Here is an 18008-nt window from a genome sequence, read left to right on the forward strand (position 1 = left end):
TAAGTAAATCAATCAAAAAAACATGAACAAATCATTATTAAAAAAACTTTTTCTACTTACTGTAATAGTGAGTTTTGTAAGCTGTAAATCTTCCAAAAACCTTAACAATAATTTGGCTTCAAGCATACCAATTTCTTGTGAAATTAATGTAGCAAGAATGACTGATGACAAGGTGCCAGTAATTATTAATCCAGGCAAATTTACTCAAGATAAAGTAGTTTATAGAATTCCTAGGGCTATCCCAGGATCTTATGAAATAAAGGATTTTGGAACCTATATAGAAAATTTTAAAGCACTGGATTATAATGGGAACGAGCTTTCATTTACAAAAATAGACCCAAGTAGTTGGGAAATAGAAAGTGCTAGTAATCTTGATAAAATAGTGTATGAAGTTAACGATACGTTTGATGATGTTGATGAAACCGGAGAGCCAAAAATTTTTCCACCTGGAGGAACCAACATAGAACCTAATAATTACGTATTAAATCTTCATGGGTTTATTGGTTATTTTGATTCACTAAAAAACAATCAATATGATTTGGCTGTAAGTGCACCAACATCATTTGTAAGGAGTTCAGCACTAGAATCCAGGGGTGAAAAAGTAAATGCAGATGGCAATTCAAAGACCTCCTATTATCACGCAACAAGGTATTTTGATATTACAGATAACCCAATGATGTATGGCGATTTAGATGTGGAAGAGTTTATGGTTGGAGATATTAAAATTGTATTGAGTTTGTTTTCACCCAATAAAAAACATCATGCTTCAGAGATAAAAGAAACCATATACAAAATGATGGAAGCACAAAAAGCATATTTAGGGAACTTGAATTCTACAACTCGTTACGACATTTTTCTTTATTTAATAGATAAGCCTATTCGTGTTACTGGTGCTTTAGAGCATCATACGTCAACTGTAGTAGTGACCCAGGAAAATAGATCAAAAAAAGATTTAGCAGATTTTTTAACTGATGTCGTGTCTCATGAATTTTTTCATATTGTAACACCTTTAAGCGTACATTCTGAAGATGTACATTATTTCGATTATAACAAACCAACTTTTTCCAAACATTTATGGATGTATGAAGGGCTCACAGAATACTTTGCGAACCATTTTCAAGTAAAGGAAGGTTTAATTTCTAATGAAGAATTATACGATAGAATTAACTCAGTTATCAAAAGTTCAAGAGGATATTATGATGATACAATGAGTTTTACCAAAATGAGTGAAAATGTTATTGATGAACCTTATGCCAGAAACTATGGCAATGTTTATCAAAAAGGAGCCTTAATAGGAATGTGCCTTGATATTTTAATAAGAGAGGGAAGTAATGGTAACAGAAGTGTGTTATCACTCATGAAAGAGCTATCAATTAAGTATGGTAAAAATAAACCTTTTGATGATGATAAAATTATTGATGAAATAGTGACGATGACTTACCCATCTGTCGGTACATTCTTTAACAACCATGTTATAGGGACTACGCCAATAAATTATAACCAAATATTACAAAAAGTTGGGTTAAACATTGTTAAAGAGAAAATACCTGGTAATTATATCCTAACTCGAGGTGGACAAGGACCTCCAATGGTGAGTTTAGACCAAGATAATAAAGTAATAAGGTTTAATGAATGGGTGAAGCGTAATGCATTTTGGACAGCCCAAGGGGCTTTGCCAAATGATATTTTTAGAGAAATAAACGGACAAGAAATCACATTAGGAAATGCCGAAAAAATATTTGTAGAACAAGTGTCTAAATGGCAGCCAGGTACTAAAATTGAAGTAAAATTAGAAAGGGATGGTAAGGAGATTATCATTGATGCTACTACGACTCCTGTTTTTGATGAAGAGGATGTAATTAGACCAGTTGATAACCCAACAGATAAACAAGTTAAAATAAGAAACGCTTGGTTGAAAGGATAAAGACTTAAAAGGGGCATTTAGTATGAAATCAAAACATTTGTTTTTTATAGGAATAGTATTTGTTATGTGTAACGCATTTATTGTGACAAGGCATGATATTAGTGATGAAGAATATATCAATTATGGCAAAAAGGGCTTTGAATCTCTTGCTGTATTCGAGGATGGTAATGGCACCTTAATTGATAAACAATGGGTCCTTACTGCTCGTCATATAGCAGACGATCAAAAACCCGGAAGCATTGTTACAATTAATGGAACCGAATACAAGGTAGAGAAAATAGTATTATATCCGCAAAAGCCTACAGACGACCTCTTTAAAAAGAAAGATTTAGGGCTTATTAAACTTAATCAACCAGTAAGTGGAGTAGCACCTGTAAAATATATTAAAAAGTCCCCTGAAATTGGAAGCATACTATATTTAGCAGGAAATGGCGATGTAGGAAACGGAAAGACAGGACCTACTAACAAAGATAAAAAAATTAGAGCAGCAACAAACACCCTAGATAGTTTAAAAGATCATTTCATTTCTTTTGTTTTCGACTCACCTACTAGTGGAAAAGCAACCAAACTAGAAGGAACCCCAGGCCCTGGAGATAGTGGTGGTCCTGCTTATATAAAAGAAAATGGCACATTGGTGCTTGCTGGTGTGAGTTCTTTTGAAGTAGTAGAAAACAGGCAACAGCAAGGACGTTATGGTGTTAGAAATTACTATCCTAATGTTAGTCTTTTTGCAGATTGGATTGAATCTACAATCAAAGGAGAACGATATTATAAAACCATAATGGATGGCAAAGAAATTGTATCAATAAAAAGAGCAGATGGTTCTTATTATTTAGGAGTTGACGGGAAAAAAGCGGTTGTAGATGATTTGATAAAGTATGGTGAACGGGTAATTCAAGAATATAATGATATAGAAGCTAAAGAGACAGCATGGAAACAAAGGCAACCAGATATGAATGACCCTCAAATGCAATTTGCTTTTTACCTTGAAACATTAATGAAAGAAGCAGGGATTAAAAAGTCACTTAGGGAAGCAACAATTTCAATAAGTACTGAAAAGTTTACCGTAGAGGGTAAAGAAATGCCAGAAAACCTTAAAAGTAAAGCTCTTAAAAAATTCGAGGAATTGTTTAAGCAACCTCTTGGAAACAACCAAATCAATCTAAGACCAAGAAATAATTAAAAATATGTATTTAAGAATTTTATTTTTTTTCACTTTTATAATCAATAGTAATAGCATTATAAACGCTCAAGAGAATGTAGATTATTATAGGCATATGGTGTTTAGAGCATCACCTTACGGTAGTTTAATGGGACGTTATCCAGTTGGCTCAGACAAAGTTGGGTTTGGTGCTCATTTCAGAATATTCAAGGAAGAAAATGGTAGGGTTTCAAAAATTGAATATTGGTTTAGAAATAAGTTAACAAGAGGTGGTTACAATCGTTTTGGAGCCATAGCTGGAGCTGCCAGATTAACTTTTAAATATGAAGACAATAAAATTATCAGGTCTTACCTAGATGAGCAAGGAAAGCCTATGCTTAATTATTGGAAAGTAGCTGTAGAGGAAATTGAACTAGATGACAAAGGATACAAAAAGTCAATGATTTATAAAGATTTAAGTGGCAATAGAGTTGAGGATTCCAGAGGCGTATGGGTAATGAATTGGCAAGTAAGCGAAGATGGTAAAGAAGTTATAGAAGAAAGAACGGGTAAAGATGGTAAGTCCAGACGATTTAATAATTTTCTTGATTTCGGAAGAGTAAAAATGATTTTCGATGAACGTGGGTTGAGATGGGAAACGTGGAATATAGATGATAAAGGCAATAGAATAAACAGTGAAAAACGCAAAGTTGCAGGTGTTTATACAAAATGGGATGTTAGTTCACTCGATGAAAAGCAAATCACTTGGGTAGATACAAACGGCAACCCAAAAAATGTTGAACCATTTGAGGTAATGAAAGGTAATTATGGCTTTTGTACCGAAATATATGAGCATGATGCTAATGGTTATAATACTGGGGTAGTTAAATATGATGCTGAGGGTGACCTTGTAACACCAGATTCCGACAACAATGTTTTTTCTAGAAGCATTTATGATAATTATGGGTTTCTTATAGATCAACGATATTTTAATTCTGCTGGTATTCCGTCTTTGAATGATAATGGCGTTGCTCGAATAGAATTAATAAGAAACAAAGCTCGTTTGGTTATAGAAGTAAGATTTTACGGCCTTGATGGTAAACTTAAAAACAGGAATGAAGACGGTGTAGCATCAATAAAACTTAAGTATGATGAAAACGAACAATTAATCGAAATTAAAAACTTTGATTTAGAAGGGAATGAAGTAATCAAGTGAAATCATATAATTACAAGTAATTAAGTTTAATCACTTAAACTAATAACACAAAAACAACATACATATTAATCATGAAAAAAACTACTATTCTATTTTTAAGCTTTATATTATCACTAAACTCAATAGCTCAAACAGATATTGACTTTGAGTCAGGAACTGTTAATGACTATTTTGATTACGACACCAATTTGTTTTCGGTTGAACTAAAATCAAATTTTGAACCATACCTTAATCCATCAGCTAATATTAGTGAAATACGTTATCAAAGTGCGGCTACAGGCAACGATGCCATTACACTCAAAGTAAACCCTGTTAACCAATCTCATAATGGCGTCATTACTTTTCAAATAAACATAGCCTCCCCCTTTATATCGCCCGCAACGGTTTGGCTTTATAATGATGCTATTGGGACTAGCAGTAGAATAGAAATGAATAACATTACTTTAAATGCTTGGAATGAGTGGTTTACAGCAAATGTAGGAGTGGCTGATATGGATCAAATAGGACCACAATATACAAACTATAACAGGCTGAAGATTTTTTTACAAAAGGGGACAGATCAAGGGACATTACTCTTTGCCTTAGACAATGTGCAAGTTCAGCCACATTTATTAAGTACAACAGATTTTGAAGATGTTAAGTTTAATTTTTTTCCAAATCCGGCAAGCGAATCCATTCAATTTGAGTCTAAAAAAATCATAGAAAGCGTAAAGCTTACAAATGTTGTAGGTAAAGAGGTTTTATCTATGACTATAAATGCAAAAAAAGGAAAGTTAGATGTTTTGTCATTACAATCAGGGTTATACTTTTTAGAAGTAAATGCTCAAGGAAAAAAGAAAACAATTAAAATAATTAAAGATTAAATAAATGATTTCTAGTATTCGAGTGATTTCATTATCAAAAGAAACAAAATGAATTTATATTTAAAAAACTATTGCATAAGTGCCTTCTTAATAATTGTGTTTTGTTGTCAATTAAATTCACAGCATTTGCTTGATGAGAATGATTATAAATCCATTTTTTTTGAAGTCACACACCCAGAAAGTAATAATGTTTCTTATCTGTTAGGAACTCACCATGCATTTAGTAAATCCTTCTTTGATACTTTGGAAGTTCCAAAAAGTAAACTTCAAGAATCAAGTATTGTAATACTAGAAAGTTTAAAAATTCCTGGTCAAAATTCAGAGGATATTATCAATGTTAGAACAACAACAACCAACTGGAAAAAATACTTAAGCCAAGACGATTTAATTTATGCGCAAGAGTTGCTCAAAAAGGGTCCTGTAAATTTTGACAAGTTAACACCTACAGAACTTTATGTAACATTGGCCAGGGTTTATAATATTAAAGTTTGTGCAGCACGTATGGACGATGACTCAAACTTAACACTTGATGAATATATCGGTTCTATAGCACAGCGTAACAATGTAGAAACCTTTGGGTTGGAAACTGTTAAAGAACAGCTCGAAATCATCAACAAGGATGTAGCAGGTATGCCGCGTAAAGTACATAAAAAGCGCTTGAAAAGTCTTATTAATTTATTGCGTAATAATATAATAACAGGTAAATGTGAGGATAGTGAAACGTATAGAAATCAAGAATTCACCTATAATTTAGATACCGAATGTCAAAATCACCTCATGCTTACCGATAGAAACAATAAATGGATGCAGGTGATTCCAGAAAAGATAATGAAGAATAATTGTTTTATTGCAGTTGGTCTAAGCCATTTAAGGTTTGAATGCGGATTGATTGCTCAATTGTCAGATAGAGGATTTATAATAACACCAATAAAAACAAATGATTAAACAGCATACAATATTAACGGTTTTTTTATTAGTGTTCTCTTATTCCTTTAGTCAGGAATTAACATTTAATAAGGTTAAGGATTCAATTCTTTCCATTATAGAAAAAGAAGATATTCCAGGTATATCACTGGCAATTATTAATAAAAAGGATTCACTCTATTGGTCGGGAGGTTTTGGTATGGCAGATATTGAAAATAATATCCCAATGACCAAAAACTCATTGATGTTTATAGCTTCTACAAGTAAAAACTTTATTGCTTTAAGCATTATGACATTAGTAGAAGAGGGAAAAGTTAAGTTAACAACACCTATTAAAGATATTATTCCAGAGATTAATTATAAAAACCCTTGGAAAGATACTAACCCAATAACCCTTGAAATGGTATTGGAACATACAACTGGTTTTGATGATACAAGGTATAATAATTTTATTGGGGAAGATGATGAATACCTTACATTAAAAGAGTTGTTAAATACCTACCCAAATGCTTTGCATAGTCGTTGGAAACCAGGGACTATGTTTTCGTATTCCAATTTAAATTACACACTTGCTGGATATATCATTGAAAAAATTACGGGAATGCCTTTTGAAGCTTATGTCAAACAAAGCATTCTTGATCCTTTAGAAATGAATGAGACAAAGTTGACTAATCCAACAGCTAAATATCCCAACATAGCTATTCCTTACGGTTATGATTTTAAAAATCAAAAAAATGTACCCTTCTTTCAAAATGGGAAAGTAGGGGCAAATTTCATGCAGCGCCCAGCATCATTTGTTATTACATCCTCTAAAGATATGTTGAAGTATCTTAATTTTTATTTATCGGCTAATGAAAACAATAGCTTAATTGTGGGTAAAGCATCTATTGACCGAATGGAAAATGGTGAAACGAGTTATGATGCCAAATTAGGTTTAGACGGTAGGTATGGATTAGGTAATAAACCTGGGCTAAGAGAAGTACAACTTTTTGGTCATCATGGAAATGCGTGGAACACCTCATTCTTTCTATATAATAGAGAGGTTGGCGTTGGTTACTATTTGGCAACTAACTGTAGCTTTGGTATTCCTCAAATAAGAAGATTACTAACAGCTTTTCTTTTTAAAGATTATAAAATAGAAACCACTCGTAACTATCAATCTTCCGAAATAGCAAAGCCTTTTGAAGGGTTTTATGAAGCTGTAACGTCTCGTAATGAAATGTTATTGTTTTTTGATCAAATACGTTATGCTGGAAACTTAAAAGTTGAAAGTGATACGGTGTGTTTTGACGGTGGCTTAAAGCAACGTAAGTACAAGGTTTTTGAAAATTCAACTGAAAAGCTAATTTCACTTAATCGTGTAGATAAAAGATTTGAAAAGCAAAGGAACATGAGTTCGCTTGGGCTTATGTATGACGAAAATAATGAACAAGTTCTTGTTTGGGATACAGGAACAGCCACAGTGTATTTTAAGAAAAAATCAGCGTTCATTCATTATTTTAAACACATTTCTCTTTTTGCAAGCATTCCAATATTAGCAATAGCTACGTTGGTTATATTAATTATAAGCCTTATTAAAACAATAAAAAGAAGGTTTAAATTTTCTGTCATAAATACAACCATTAGCATAGCAACATTATCATTAGCCTTAATGATATTTATTGGTATCCCTTCAGGGCCTTTTGACTTAATTGCTTTGGGAGAAATGAACTTAAAAACAATTCTCTTTTTTATACTAAGTATGGTTTTTCCATTGGTGTCATTAATATATATAAAAGAGGTTGTTAAACATCGTAATAAAAGTCTCTCTCTCTGGTTAAAAATTCCATATTCATTAATATGCTTTTCAATTATTTATCTCAATGTATTCATGTTGCAAAATGGGTTTGTTGGGTTACAATTTTGGAATTATTAAATACAAGAATCATGAATAAAATAGTAAAAAACAAACTGCAAATTTTTATAGCATTGCAAATTTCAATAGCACTTTTGATGTTTTTTATAATAAATGTAAGTTCACAAAATTCAAATACTGTTGTATCAAAAAAAGGGTTCCTAAATTCATATTTAAATCGTCTGGATTTTTCAAAAGGAGCTGTAAGATTAGAGCCCAACCTAATTTCAACCAATAAAATAGAATACAATACAAGTTTTAATCTACGAACAGAAACCTTGTATTACACGATTAGTTCTTCCGATTGGTCTGAGTCTAATATTATACAAAGCCAATTTAAAAATGGTAAATTTTTAAAGCCTAAAAAAGCAATGTTTGGTAAGCAATTATATAACAGTGCCGATGTACATATACAAAGTAACGGTAAATACCTTTATTATGTTGGCGATGATGGTGACATTTGGCGAAGTAAACAAAAAGATAATCAATGGTCTAAACCAGAAAAACTTCCTGAAACAATAAATTCCAAAGCACCAGAAGCTTACCCAATGACAACCAATAGTGGTAACCTTTATTTTTCTAGACCATCAAGAGCGTCCAGTTACGATATTTATGTGGCAAAATTTAAAAATGGAAAGTACGAGGAAGCCATAAAACTACCAAACACTATCAATTCCAATTTGTTGGAATCTGATGCTTGGGTTGCTCCAGATGAGTCGTTCATGATTTTTGCCAGAAAAGATGATTCTAATGGATTTGGGGTAACAGATCTTTTTATCAGTTTTAATGATAATGGACAATGGACGAAAGCCAAAAATTTAGGTAAAAAATATAATAGTGAGGGCGTTGATGGTAGCCCATGGTTATCACCAGATTATAAATATATGTTTTTAACGTCAACAAGAAACTCGCCAAACCCAAAACAATTTGATGGTGGCTTAGATTTGTATGTGACGAAATTTAATCTTAATGAGTTTAAGTAAAAAACACATTTAAATGAGAATTAATATGAAATCAATAATATATATGGTAAGAAGTATGAAGTCATTATCTCTAGCAATTATTGGATTACTAGTTTTAAACAGCTGCGTTTCAAAAGAAAAAAATGATTCAACTAAAAACAGCGAGGAAGCCCAAGTAACTACTAAATACGCTATGAGTATTGTGTTTAGGGAAACACCGTATTCAGATATTAAAGGTGCTAATTATGTAACCAAAAGCGAAGCTAATAATGTAAAGCATTTTGAGTTTGATTACGATGAACAAGGAAGATTAATTGAAAGCCGATATGTACTTAATGATGAGTTAATAACATTCAATGATCGTTTTGTGAGAGCTCCAAAAATAAAAATCAGCTATCAGGATAGCTTGGAAATTCGCACATTTTATAATGAATATGGACATAGAACTTTAGTGTCTGGGGATGTTTACGAAACCAGAATTACTTTAAATGACAAAGGAGAAAGAAAGTCGTTGACCTTCTATGACCTAAACGGAAAACCTATTGAAAACGATTTTGGAATAGCAAGTTATAAATGGGAAATTGCGCCAAATGGAGATATTATTGAGTCTAGGTACAATTTAAAAGAAGAGTTGGTAAGAAACAGACCAGAATTTCAATACATGATAACTAGATTTTCCTTTGATGAAAATGATATGCTTACAGAAATGACCAATCTTGGTATAGACGGAAAACAACCCACACCAGATGATTCAGGGGTTATAACTACCGAAATAAAATACGATGATAAGGGACGCTTTATTGAATGGGCAAATTTTGATATGGATGGTAACCCAATAAAAGGCATGACAAACCTTGCTAAAATTATTTATAAACCATCAGCGTATTTTTCTGAAGAAGTTGCCATTTTTATTGATGAAAATAACAATCCCCAAAATTCAAATTGGGGCGTGCATAAAATTATATACCAGTTTGATGCGTATGGAAATCAATTAGGAAGAGTTTTAAAAGATACTCTTGACCAACCTACCAATTCTAGAAGTGGTTTAGGTATTTTAAAATCAACATATACTTCTGATGGGAAACATTTAGTTTCTAGCAACTACTTTGATAAAGACGAAAAACCAATTGGTTTTGGAGAAAACCAGGTGCATGAACTGCGCGTGGAATTTGATGACCAAAACAGACCAGTACGATCATCTTTTTATGATTTAAATGGTGAAATAGCTAATGGCTGGAGTGGTTATGCAACCGAAGAACTTCATTTTGATGAGAACGGAAGGTTAACAGTGCGTCAATACTTGGATAGTAAAGGAAACTTGGTTAACAATCAGGATTTTGATATAGCACGTTTTACATACCAATATAAAAACAACATTGAATTACAAAGTGTAAAAACTTTTGATGCTGAAGGCAATGAAATTAAACCGCAATGGGATCCAGATCATTAAAAACAATAATTATTAAGAGATGAAACAAATTATCTATGCTTTTGTAGGAACCCTATTATTGGTTTCTTGTACAAGTAGCACAAGTGAAAAAGCCATTGAACAATGGAAACAAGAAATTATAGACACCGAAGCGGCTTTTGCTAAAATGGCAAAAGAGCAAGGTATGAATAAGGCTTTTGTAGCGTATGCAGCGGATAATGCTGTTTTAATGCGAGGTAACCAACTTATAAAAGGAAAAGAAGCCATCACTAAATTTATGGAACCTCAAGTATCAAAAGGTTTGGCTTGGAAACCAGATTATGTTGAGGTGTCAGCTTCTGGCGATTTTGGCTATACCTATGGCTACTATACATTTACCTATCAAGATTCCATAGGAAACGATGTGGAGAGCAAAGGCGTGTTTCATTCGGTTTGGAAACGTCAAGATGATGGCTCTTGGAAATTTGTTTGGGATTAAGATTTAAAATAAGGAAAATGAAAAAGTTAATTTTAATAGTAGTAATATCAGTTAGTTTTTTTGAAATAACTGTAGCTCAAAAGATAGGTTCATATACTGATTCAAGGGACGGAAAAACATATAAAACTGTGCGTATTGGTGATCAAACTTGGTTAGCTGAAAACTTAGCTTTCAAAGTAGAAAAAGGTTGTTGGGCTCCAGATAATAACCAAAGTAATGTGTCAGAATATGGCTATTTATATGATTGGGAAGCAGCAAAAAAGGCAGTACCATCAGGGTGGAGGTTACCAACTAAAGAAGATTTTTTAAAGCTGTTAAATGTTTACGGAGGGAATGAAAGTAGAAAAGCATACAATGCATTAAGAGTGGGTGGAGAGTCAAATTTTAACGTAAAATTAGCCGGATCTAGGTATGTAGAAGTTGAAAATGTTTACCAATTTGGAAAAGGAGCTGGTATCTGGACATCTAACGAGCATTATAAAATTTATGCTTGGTATTGCTATTTTAGGGAAGATCATGGTGATGGAGGAGGAACACCAAAATATAATAAAAAAGCAGTAATGGGCACTAATAGTCAAAAAACAGCTTTAAGTGTTAGGTTAATAAAAGAAAATAATTAAACCAAAAATTGGCAAATCAATGGAATGTCAAATCTCGAATTAGAACTCTTGGAAATTTGCTTAATATTTAGAATATAGCTAAAATGTTTAAAAAATTATTTTTTATAGGATTCATTTTATTCGCTTCTGTAACATTGCGAGCTCAAGAAGATATCGATGCAATAAGAGATAGTGCGTTTTTTTATTATTCATCAAAAAAGTTTTTAAAGGCCGGAATACTATTTGAAAAGGTAGCATTAAAGAGTAATGATAAAAACGATTTTTACAATGCTAGTTGTAGTTATGCATTGGCAAATTCTAAAACAAAAACACTTCAATTGGCAAATGTGGCTTTTCAAAAGGGAATTTATGGTTTTAGTGAAGATAAAGATTTTATAAATCTCCTAAAAGAAAAGGCTTTTTTAGAATTAATAGAGAAAGAGCGGACGGAAATTGATTTTTATAATAAAAAGAAACGAGAGATTAAGATTATTAGGCCAGAAAATTTCGATCCCAAAACAAAATATCCACTATTAATTTTCATACATGGTTATGGAGAATCGCCTGAAACGTATTTAGATTTAATTAAAAGTATTGATCTGTTAAAAAAATATATCATTATTATTCCACACGGAAGTGAAGTAGTAGGTAGAAATAGTTTTTCTTGGAGTTTAATGATAGAGCAGAAAATATAATTATGAAATCGTACTATCAAGTTAAAGAAGATTTTTTGATAGATGAAAATAGAACGTATTTGTTTGGATTTTCGCAAGGAGGTGGTTTAAGCTATTATTTAGGTGCAAAATACGCTAATATATTTACTGGTATATTTTCCGTTTCAGGAAGACCTTTTAAAGTTAAAAACTACTCAATTAAGGGTAAGAAGTTAAAAAAAGTTGCTTCCATAATTGGCACTTTAGATAAAACAAAGAATTTATTGTATGATAATGTAAATATTGAAAGCTATTTAAAAAGTAGCAAAGTATTATTTTATTTAAAGCAATTAAAAATTGGCCATGAACTTCCAGAAGATAAATATTTATTAGAAGGATTTATTTGGCTTTTAGAAGAGATAGGTAATTAAAAAAATCAAAAGCTATATTTCATTTAATAAGCTCGTAAAGAAGTTTTAATAGTAAAAATGAAACGAAAAAAAATAAAAGTATTATTAGTAGTTTTAACTTTTGCCTTTGGTTGTAAAGATGTTGAAAAAGAGAAACAACAGGATGCCTATAAAACAGAGTTGGTAGAATATAAAACCTATCAAGGGAAATCTTTTAATGGTGAATTGGGATATGTAAACCTTAAAGAGAATAGAGAAGATAGTCTATCAAAAAGTATTCAAGTCCCTTTTTTTAGAATAAAAACAACAGCTAAAAATCCTTTACCACCAATTTTTGTCCTAGCAGGTGGTCCTGGAGATAATCCTTCGGTATTAGAGGAGATTAAGGATATTGCACCTTTATTATACGAATTTTCATCTAGAAGTGATGTTGTTGTTTTAGAACAAAGAGGTAACGGACTGTCTAATCCAAATCTATTATGTCCTAGTAATTATAGTTTACCTTTAGATGAGCCTTTAAGTTTTGACTTGTTTGCTGAAAACTATCGAAGTTATATTCAAAATTGTAGTAACTATTGGCAGGAAAAAAACAGGGATTTGTCTGGGTACAATGTCATTTCTATGGTATATGATATAGACGATATCAGAAAGACTTTAGGCTATAATAAAATCATGCTTTTTGGTGGAAGCTTTGGTTCGCATCATGCACTAGTTTACACTAAACAATACCCATATAATGTTGACAGAATACTACTAGATAGTCCAGAGGGCTTAACTCATACGGTAAAGTTACCTGTTAATGCAGATAAAATTCTAAATCAACTTTCTGATTTGGTATCACAAGATAAAAACTTAAATCATCAAATATCATCATTTAAAGATCTTGTAAAAAAACAATTAACATTATTAGAATCTAATCCTATAAAGGTTGAGGTTTTACACCCTGAAACGAATAAGCAGGTTGATATTGTATTAGGAAAATACGACCTACAACTTATCACTGCTTTAGAGTTAGGAAGAAAGGGTTATAGAGCGTTACCAGTTCACTACCTTCAAATGGATCAAGGTAATTATACTTGGTTAGCAAAAAAGGCTATAAATATTCGAGTAAATCAACAGGAGAATTTAATGGCTGTGTTAACAGATTGTGCTTCTGGAGCCACTAAAGAAAGAAGGGATTTGGTAAACACACAAAAGTTTGAAACCATCTTGGAAGATGCACTCAATAATGTGATTTTCTCTGCATGCGATCTGATTCCAAATAAAGAATTGGCAAACAGTTTAGCTGAAGATTTTAAAAGTAATATTCCCATTCTTTTAATTTATGGTAGCCAAGATGCGAGAACACCTCCTGAAAACGCCTATGACATTGCGGCTTATTTTAACAAACCAAAAATGTTAAAAGTTGAATACGGCTCTCATGATTTATTTAAAGAAGTATTGGATAGCATAAAGCCTATAATGATAGATTATCTAGCTTCAGAGTATCCAGAAGGTTTGATAATACCAAAAGAAATTAATGCAAAACTGGATTTAAAAACAGAAGAATAAGCATATTATGAATAGAAATAGAATACACCAATTATTATTAATGTTACTTATTGTTATGGTTTACAGTTGTTCTGATAAGCCAAAAAGTGAAAAAAACGTTGATGAGATTTCATACACAATAACCATAAGAGATTCTAATCCTAAAATTGCTGATGTGGAAGTAGCTTTTGTGCCAAAGGATAGTTTGCTATATATGGGTTTAGGAGCTAATCAATTAGAAAACAGATGGACCACATTTGTGCATAATTTAAAAGTAACAGATAAAAAAGGTAAATTATTGAATGTTGATGAACTTACCGATGTACAATGGAGAATCCATTCGGCAAATGACCAAAAGGTAAAACTATCCTATAGTGTACATTTAGATCACGAGAATTATAAATGGAGTGGTGGTATTGACGGCGCTGCTTATACTACCGATTTAGGGGTGTTTTACACCACAAGAGCATTACTAATATTTAATGGTGATGAATGGCAAAACATTAATGTTGATTTTAATCTGCCAGAAAAATGGCAAGTTACAGCTCCCTGGCACAAAAAGAATAACAATGCACATTCATTTCAGGCAGTCACATATTCAAACTTGGCAAATGCCATGATTTTTGCTGGAACGCATGAAGAGATTAATGTAAAAAGAGACGATTTTGAATTAATTTTCGCATTAGGTGATGAAGGCGTTATAGATAAGAAGCAAGAGTTTCAAAGCTTGGCAGAAGGTGTTTTAGATTATTATATAAAACTCATGGGAGGCTTACCAAAACCACCAAAAGACAATCCATTCAATAAGTCTATTGTAGTGATGAGCTCTAGTGAAAATACAGATGGAGAAGCTATAGGTAACCACATTAGTGTTTTGGTTGGTAAAGATGGTGGGCAACTGTCTGAAACCATTTCTAGATTTTTCTTTGCTCATGAGTTTTTTCATCTCTGGAATGGGAGATCATTTTTCCCTGAAAATAATGAAACAGAATGGTTAAAAGAAGGTTTTACCAACTACTATGCACTAAAAGCACTCCGCGCTGTTGATTATCTAAATGATGAATCAAGTCTTAATTTTTTTAGTGACTTTTTCTATAAAAAATATGCCGAAGATGAAGGTGTGGGTAAGCTGTCAATGACAAATGGTGAAGAAAAACATGATCATTGGGGATTAATTTATGCTGGAGGTATGTTTGTGGGTATGTCTCAGGATATTTTAATACGCAATAATTCCGAAAATGAAAAAAGTCTAGACGACTTAATGCGGTTTTTATACCAAAAATATGGTGGTACAGATGCCAATTACACCCTTGTGGAAATTCAAGAGGAGCTAGCAAAATTAAATGGTGAAAGTCAATCAGATTTTTTTGATAAATATGTAAATGGTGTTAATAAAATTCCTTTGGAACAGTATTTAAACCAAATTGCATTACAGGCTAAAGTTAAAGAGAATATTTTAACGATAACAAAGAAAGAAAGTGCAGCCGAACAAGACCAGAACATTTTAAATGGAATTCTTGGAGTTGGTTTGTAAAACGCATTTTATTATATAACGAATCTCAAATATATTCAAATCTAGCAGTATAAGAGGGTATTTTAAACTGTCCATTTTTTACAATTTTTTGAAACTACTAATTCGCATCTTGTGTCGCAATACATGAAGATTTTTCAATGCTAAAAGTTTAAGGTTAACTCAAAAAAGTTAATAAGAACTTTTAAGTATTTAATGTATTCCAAAAAATAATGAATGACACAATCATCTAAAAGATATTTTGAGCTAGATGCCATTCGTGGATTTGCCATTTGTGGCATTTTTATGGTGAACATAGTCTATTTTGCATACCCAACAGAAAGGTTGTCAGAAGTTTTTGCTCCTAGTTTGTATTGGTATTCAAATATGTTGAATTTTATTAAGGATGATATTATTGGAGGAAGAACAGCCACCATTTTCGCTTTTTTGTTTGGTTTGGGAATGGGAATGCAATGGAATAAGTGGCAAAACTTCGGTTTTTTGTTAAGACGTAATGTAGTACTTTCTTTTATTGGCTTGTTTCATATTGTATTACTTTTTCACGGTGACATTTTATTGGATTATGCCCTATTTGGTTTAATAGGAACCTTGCTTTTAAGGTTTGTGAAAAAGCAATCGTTTTTCTTGTTTTTAGGGGTCGCTATAGCACTTTATTCTTTTGTTTTAATGATATTACAGCATTATGGTTGGGTGTCAAGGGGAACTTACACAAGTAGTCTGCAAATAGATGTGAATGAAAAAATACTATTGTTTCAAAAAGGTAATTTTTTGGAGCAGTGTTGGTTTAGGGTAAGGTACTATTTGTCTATTAGGCAAATGCCGTGGGTAAGGAATTTTTATTTCCCTCCAGTTATGGCTTGTTATGTTTTTGGTTTGTATGTGTCAAAAACTAAATTTTTATCAAACTTTACCAATAAACATTTATACAAGAAGATTTTATCTTTTACAATAGTATATAAAATTGTAATAGCGGTTTTTGACCTTGGTTTTGTTTCCAGTACATTTAAAGAAACTTTAGGGTATAACCTACTTATGTATATAGATCAATTTAGTACGTCTTTACTTTTGTTATCGGCGATTGTTCTTGCATGTCAGTATGGTTTTGGTAAAAGTGTTTTAAAACCATTAACAGTTTTAGGTAAAACATCCCTTTCCAGTTATATCTTGCAAAGCGTAACAGCAAGTATTTTGTTTTTTTCTATTGGATTTGGACAATACAATCTTTTATCACCTGGGCAAGTACAAGTATGCATGCTGTTGTTAATTGTACTCATATACTTTTTAAATAAAATATGCCTGAATTATATGGGACAAGGTTTATTGGAGAAAATGTGGCGTAAATTGGCAATATCTCCAAAAAAGTAGTTGCTGTTTTTATTTCACATTAGTTTAACAGAGGATGTCTCTTTTTTACAATTTTTTCATTTCTCTAATTAACATATTGCAGTCCAAATTATTCAATTATGATAAAGAAAAAATTGCAAGTATTATGTGTTGTTATTTGTTGCATGTCATTTACAACTTCCAAAGCACAAAATAATGAGTCTGAAAAACAAGTAATTTCTACAGTACAAACTTATTTTAAAGGTTATAAAGCTGGCAGCCCAGAAATACTTAAAGAGGTTTTTCATCAAAACTTCCACTTAAGTTGGTCTGACCCATGGAGAAACAATGCTTTTTTTCAAGTAAATAGAGAAGGGATGTTTAAGTTTTTTAATGCTGATTGGTCTAAGTTAAAAATCAATTCTGAAATACTAGAAGCAAAGGTGTTTAATAATTCAGCATATTGTTTAGCTAAAGTGACTTTAGAAGGTTTAGTTGTTTGGACAGATCATATTAACTTATTAAAACTGAGTGATGGCAAATGGTGGATTGTTTCAAAAACATCTGAAGGAAAAATAATTAAATAAAAGAGAAAAATTCAATCAAAAAAAATCAATCAATGTTATGAGAAAAATAATTCTAATGTCTGTAATTATTCTGGCTACATCAAAGTTAGTAGCGCAAGAAAATATTGCTAAAGCTGGTGTGCTTTTTGGAAATTTTGGTGTTCAGTATGAACGTTCTATTTCAAAGCAATTCTCAATTTTAGGTCAATTTGGGTATTCAGATATACCAACTCGGGTTAATAACAATGATTCAAAATCAACAGGCTTAGGGTATTATGTAGAAGGAAGATATTACTTTTCATCCAATAAGGCTTTAATGGAAGGTTGGCATATTGGGCCTCACTATACATATTTAAATCTTGATGATAAAAATGATGATAGTATAAAAACTAATATATCTTCTTTTGGGGTTACAACAGGATATCAATGGATTTTTAACTCTCATGTTACCTTAGGAGTCATTGTAGGTATAGGAACCTTAAGTTTAGATAGCGATGTGAAGTTAGATTTAGGAGGTATTCGTTTCTTGCCTAATTTGGGGGTTACATTGGGTTATAATTTTTAA

At 31.9% G+C, this 18008-nt stretch carries 17 protein-coding genes; all 17 read left to right on the plus strand.

Annotated elements, in window-relative coordinates; translation table 11 throughout:
* Positions 1-22: 22 nt before the first annotated feature.
* The 17 genes from E5167_RS03690 to E5167_RS03770 all read left to right on the plus strand — a co-directional run bounded on the left by E5167_RS03690 (position 23) and on the right by E5167_RS03770 (position 18008).
* Positions 23-1924, plus strand: a complete 1902-nt coding sequence (locus E5167_RS03690; protein WP_136841173.1) for a M61 family metallopeptidase — start codon at positions 23-25, stop codon at positions 1922-1924.
* Positions 1925-1946: 22 nt separating this feature from the next.
* A complete protein-coding gene (locus tag E5167_RS03695; protein WP_136841175.1) occupies positions 1947-3107 on the plus strand; it encodes a S1 family peptidase in 1161 nt (386 codons plus the stop codon).
* A gap of 4 nt (positions 3108-3111) precedes the next feature.
* Complete coding sequence (locus E5167_RS03700) at positions 3112-4281, plus strand: hypothetical protein (RefSeq protein ID WP_136841177.1); 1170 nt, start codon at positions 3112-3114, stop codon at positions 4279-4281.
* Positions 4282-4352: 71 nt separating this feature from the next.
* Positions 4353-5144 carry a T9SS type A sorting domain-containing protein gene (locus E5167_RS03705; protein ID WP_136841179.1) on the plus strand — a complete coding sequence of 264 codons (792 nt, stop codon included), beginning with the start codon at positions 4353-4355 and terminating at the stop codon, positions 5142-5144.
* Between the two features lie 126 nt (positions 5145-5270).
* Positions 5271-6089: a TraB/GumN family protein gene (locus tag E5167_RS03710; RefSeq protein ID WP_211242129.1), complete on the plus strand. Its 819-nt coding sequence runs from the start codon at positions 5271-5273 to the stop codon at positions 6087-6089.
* Complete coding sequence (locus tag E5167_RS03715) at positions 6082-7983, plus strand: serine hydrolase domain-containing protein (protein WP_136841182.1); 1902 nt, start codon at positions 6082-6084, stop codon at positions 7981-7983. The genes E5167_RS03710 and E5167_RS03715 overlap by 8 nt, the downstream gene beginning before the upstream one ends.
* An 11-nt stretch (positions 7984-7994) precedes the next feature.
* On the plus strand, positions 7995-8945 hold the full coding sequence (locus tag E5167_RS03720; RefSeq protein WP_136841184.1) for a hypothetical protein: 951 nt from the start codon (positions 7995-7997) through the stop codon (positions 8943-8945).
* A 25-nt stretch (positions 8946-8970) separates the two neighbouring features.
* Positions 8971-10374, plus strand: coding sequence for a hypothetical protein (locus E5167_RS03725; RefSeq protein ID WP_136841186.1), 1404 nt, complete (start codon positions 8971-8973; stop codon positions 10372-10374).
* 19 nt (positions 10375-10393) lie between these two features.
* Positions 10394-10831: a YybH family protein gene (locus E5167_RS03730; RefSeq protein ID WP_136841189.1), complete on the plus strand. Its 438-nt coding sequence runs from the start codon at positions 10394-10396 to the stop codon at positions 10829-10831.
* 17 nt (positions 10832-10848) lie between these two features.
* Positions 10849-11451 (plus strand): FISUMP domain-containing protein, encoded by a 603-nt coding sequence (locus E5167_RS03735; RefSeq protein WP_136841191.1) that lies wholly within the window; start codon positions 10849-10851, stop codon positions 11449-11451.
* 83 nt (positions 11452-11534) lie between these two features.
* Positions 11535-12125 (plus strand): alpha/beta hydrolase, encoded by a 591-nt coding sequence (locus E5167_RS03740; protein ID WP_136841193.1) that lies wholly within the window; start codon positions 11535-11537, stop codon positions 12123-12125.
* Positions 12126-12127: 2 nt separating this feature from the next.
* Complete coding sequence (locus E5167_RS03745; protein ID WP_136841195.1) at positions 12128-12514, plus strand: hypothetical protein; 387 nt, start codon at positions 12128-12130, stop codon at positions 12512-12514.
* Between the two features lie 57 nt (positions 12515-12571).
* Positions 12572-14044 carry an alpha/beta fold hydrolase gene (locus E5167_RS03750; protein WP_136841197.1) on the plus strand — a complete coding sequence of 491 codons (1473 nt, stop codon included), beginning with the start codon at positions 12572-12574 and terminating at the stop codon, positions 14042-14044.
* 7 nt (positions 14045-14051) lie between these two features.
* Positions 14052-15557, plus strand: a complete 1506-nt coding sequence (locus tag E5167_RS03755) for a M61 family metallopeptidase (RefSeq protein ID WP_136841199.1) — start codon at positions 14052-14054, stop codon at positions 15555-15557.
* A gap of 213 nt (positions 15558-15770) precedes the next feature.
* Positions 15771-16919 carry a DUF418 domain-containing protein gene (locus tag E5167_RS03760; RefSeq protein ID WP_136841201.1) on the plus strand — a complete coding sequence of 383 codons (1149 nt, stop codon included), beginning with the start codon at positions 15771-15773 and terminating at the stop codon, positions 16917-16919.
* 98 nt (positions 16920-17017) lie between these two features.
* Positions 17018-17464: a nuclear transport factor 2 family protein gene (locus E5167_RS03765; RefSeq protein ID WP_136841203.1), complete on the plus strand. Its 447-nt coding sequence runs from the start codon at positions 17018-17020 to the stop codon at positions 17462-17464.
* Positions 17465-17501: 37 nt separating this feature from the next.
* Positions 17502-18008 carry a DUF3575 domain-containing protein gene (locus tag E5167_RS03770; RefSeq protein WP_136841205.1) on the plus strand — a complete coding sequence of 169 codons (507 nt, stop codon included), beginning with the start codon at positions 17502-17504 and terminating at the stop codon, positions 18006-18008.

It is taken from the genome of Pontimicrobium aquaticum (genome assembly GCF_005047595.1).
GTDB classification, from domain to species: Bacteria; Bacteroidota; Bacteroidia; order Flavobacteriales; family Flavobacteriaceae; genus Pontimicrobium; species Pontimicrobium aquaticum.

Excerpts from the sequence above, each read along its gene's own strand:
- E5167_RS03720 (WP_136841184.1), top strand. The coding sequence starts at position 7,995 with ATGAATAAAATAGTAAAAAACAAACTGCAAATTTTTATAGCATTGCAA.
- E5167_RS03765 (WP_136841203.1), top strand. The coding sequence starts at position 17,018 with ATGATAAAGAAAAAATTGCAAGTATTATGTGTTGTTATTTGTTGCATG.
- E5167_RS03725 (WP_136841186.1), top strand. The coding sequence starts at position 8,971 with ATGAAATCAATAATATATATGGTAAGAAGTATGAAGTCATTATCTCTA.
- E5167_RS03690 (WP_136841173.1), top strand. The coding sequence starts at position 23 with ATGAACAAATCATTATTAAAAAAACTTTTTCTACTTACTGTAATAGTG.
- E5167_RS03770 (WP_136841205.1), top strand. The coding sequence starts at position 17,502 with ATGAGAAAAATAATTCTAATGTCTGTAATTATTCTGGCTACATCAAAG.
- E5167_RS03695 (WP_136841175.1), top strand. The coding sequence starts at position 1,947 with ATGAAATCAAAACATTTGTTTTTTATAGGAATAGTATTTGTTATGTGT.
- E5167_RS03750 (WP_136841197.1), top strand. The coding sequence starts at position 12,572 with ATGAAACGAAAAAAAATAAAAGTATTATTAGTAGTTTTAACTTTTGCC.
- E5167_RS03730 (WP_136841189.1), top strand. The coding sequence starts at position 10,394 with ATGAAACAAATTATCTATGCTTTTGTAGGAACCCTATTATTGGTTTCT.
- E5167_RS03760 (WP_136841201.1), top strand. The coding sequence starts at position 15,771 with ATGACACAATCATCTAAAAGATATTTTGAGCTAGATGCCATTCGTGGA.
- E5167_RS03745 (WP_136841195.1), top strand. The coding sequence starts at position 12,128 with ATGAAATCGTACTATCAAGTTAAAGAAGATTTTTTGATAGATGAAAAT.
- E5167_RS03735 (WP_136841191.1), top strand. The coding sequence starts at position 10,849 with ATGAAAAAGTTAATTTTAATAGTAGTAATATCAGTTAGTTTTTTTGAA.
- E5167_RS03705 (WP_136841179.1), top strand. The coding sequence starts at position 4,353 with ATGAAAAAAACTACTATTCTATTTTTAAGCTTTATATTATCACTAAAC.
- E5167_RS03740 (WP_136841193.1), top strand. The coding sequence starts at position 11,535 with ATGTTTAAAAAATTATTTTTTATAGGATTCATTTTATTCGCTTCTGTA.
- E5167_RS03755 (WP_136841199.1), top strand. The coding sequence starts at position 14,052 with ATGAATAGAAATAGAATACACCAATTATTATTAATGTTACTTATTGTT.
- E5167_RS03700 (WP_136841177.1), top strand. The coding sequence starts at position 3,112 with ATGTATTTAAGAATTTTATTTTTTTTCACTTTTATAATCAATAGTAAT.
- E5167_RS03715 (WP_136841182.1), top strand. The coding sequence starts at position 6,082 with ATGATTAAACAGCATACAATATTAACGGTTTTTTTATTAGTGTTCTCT.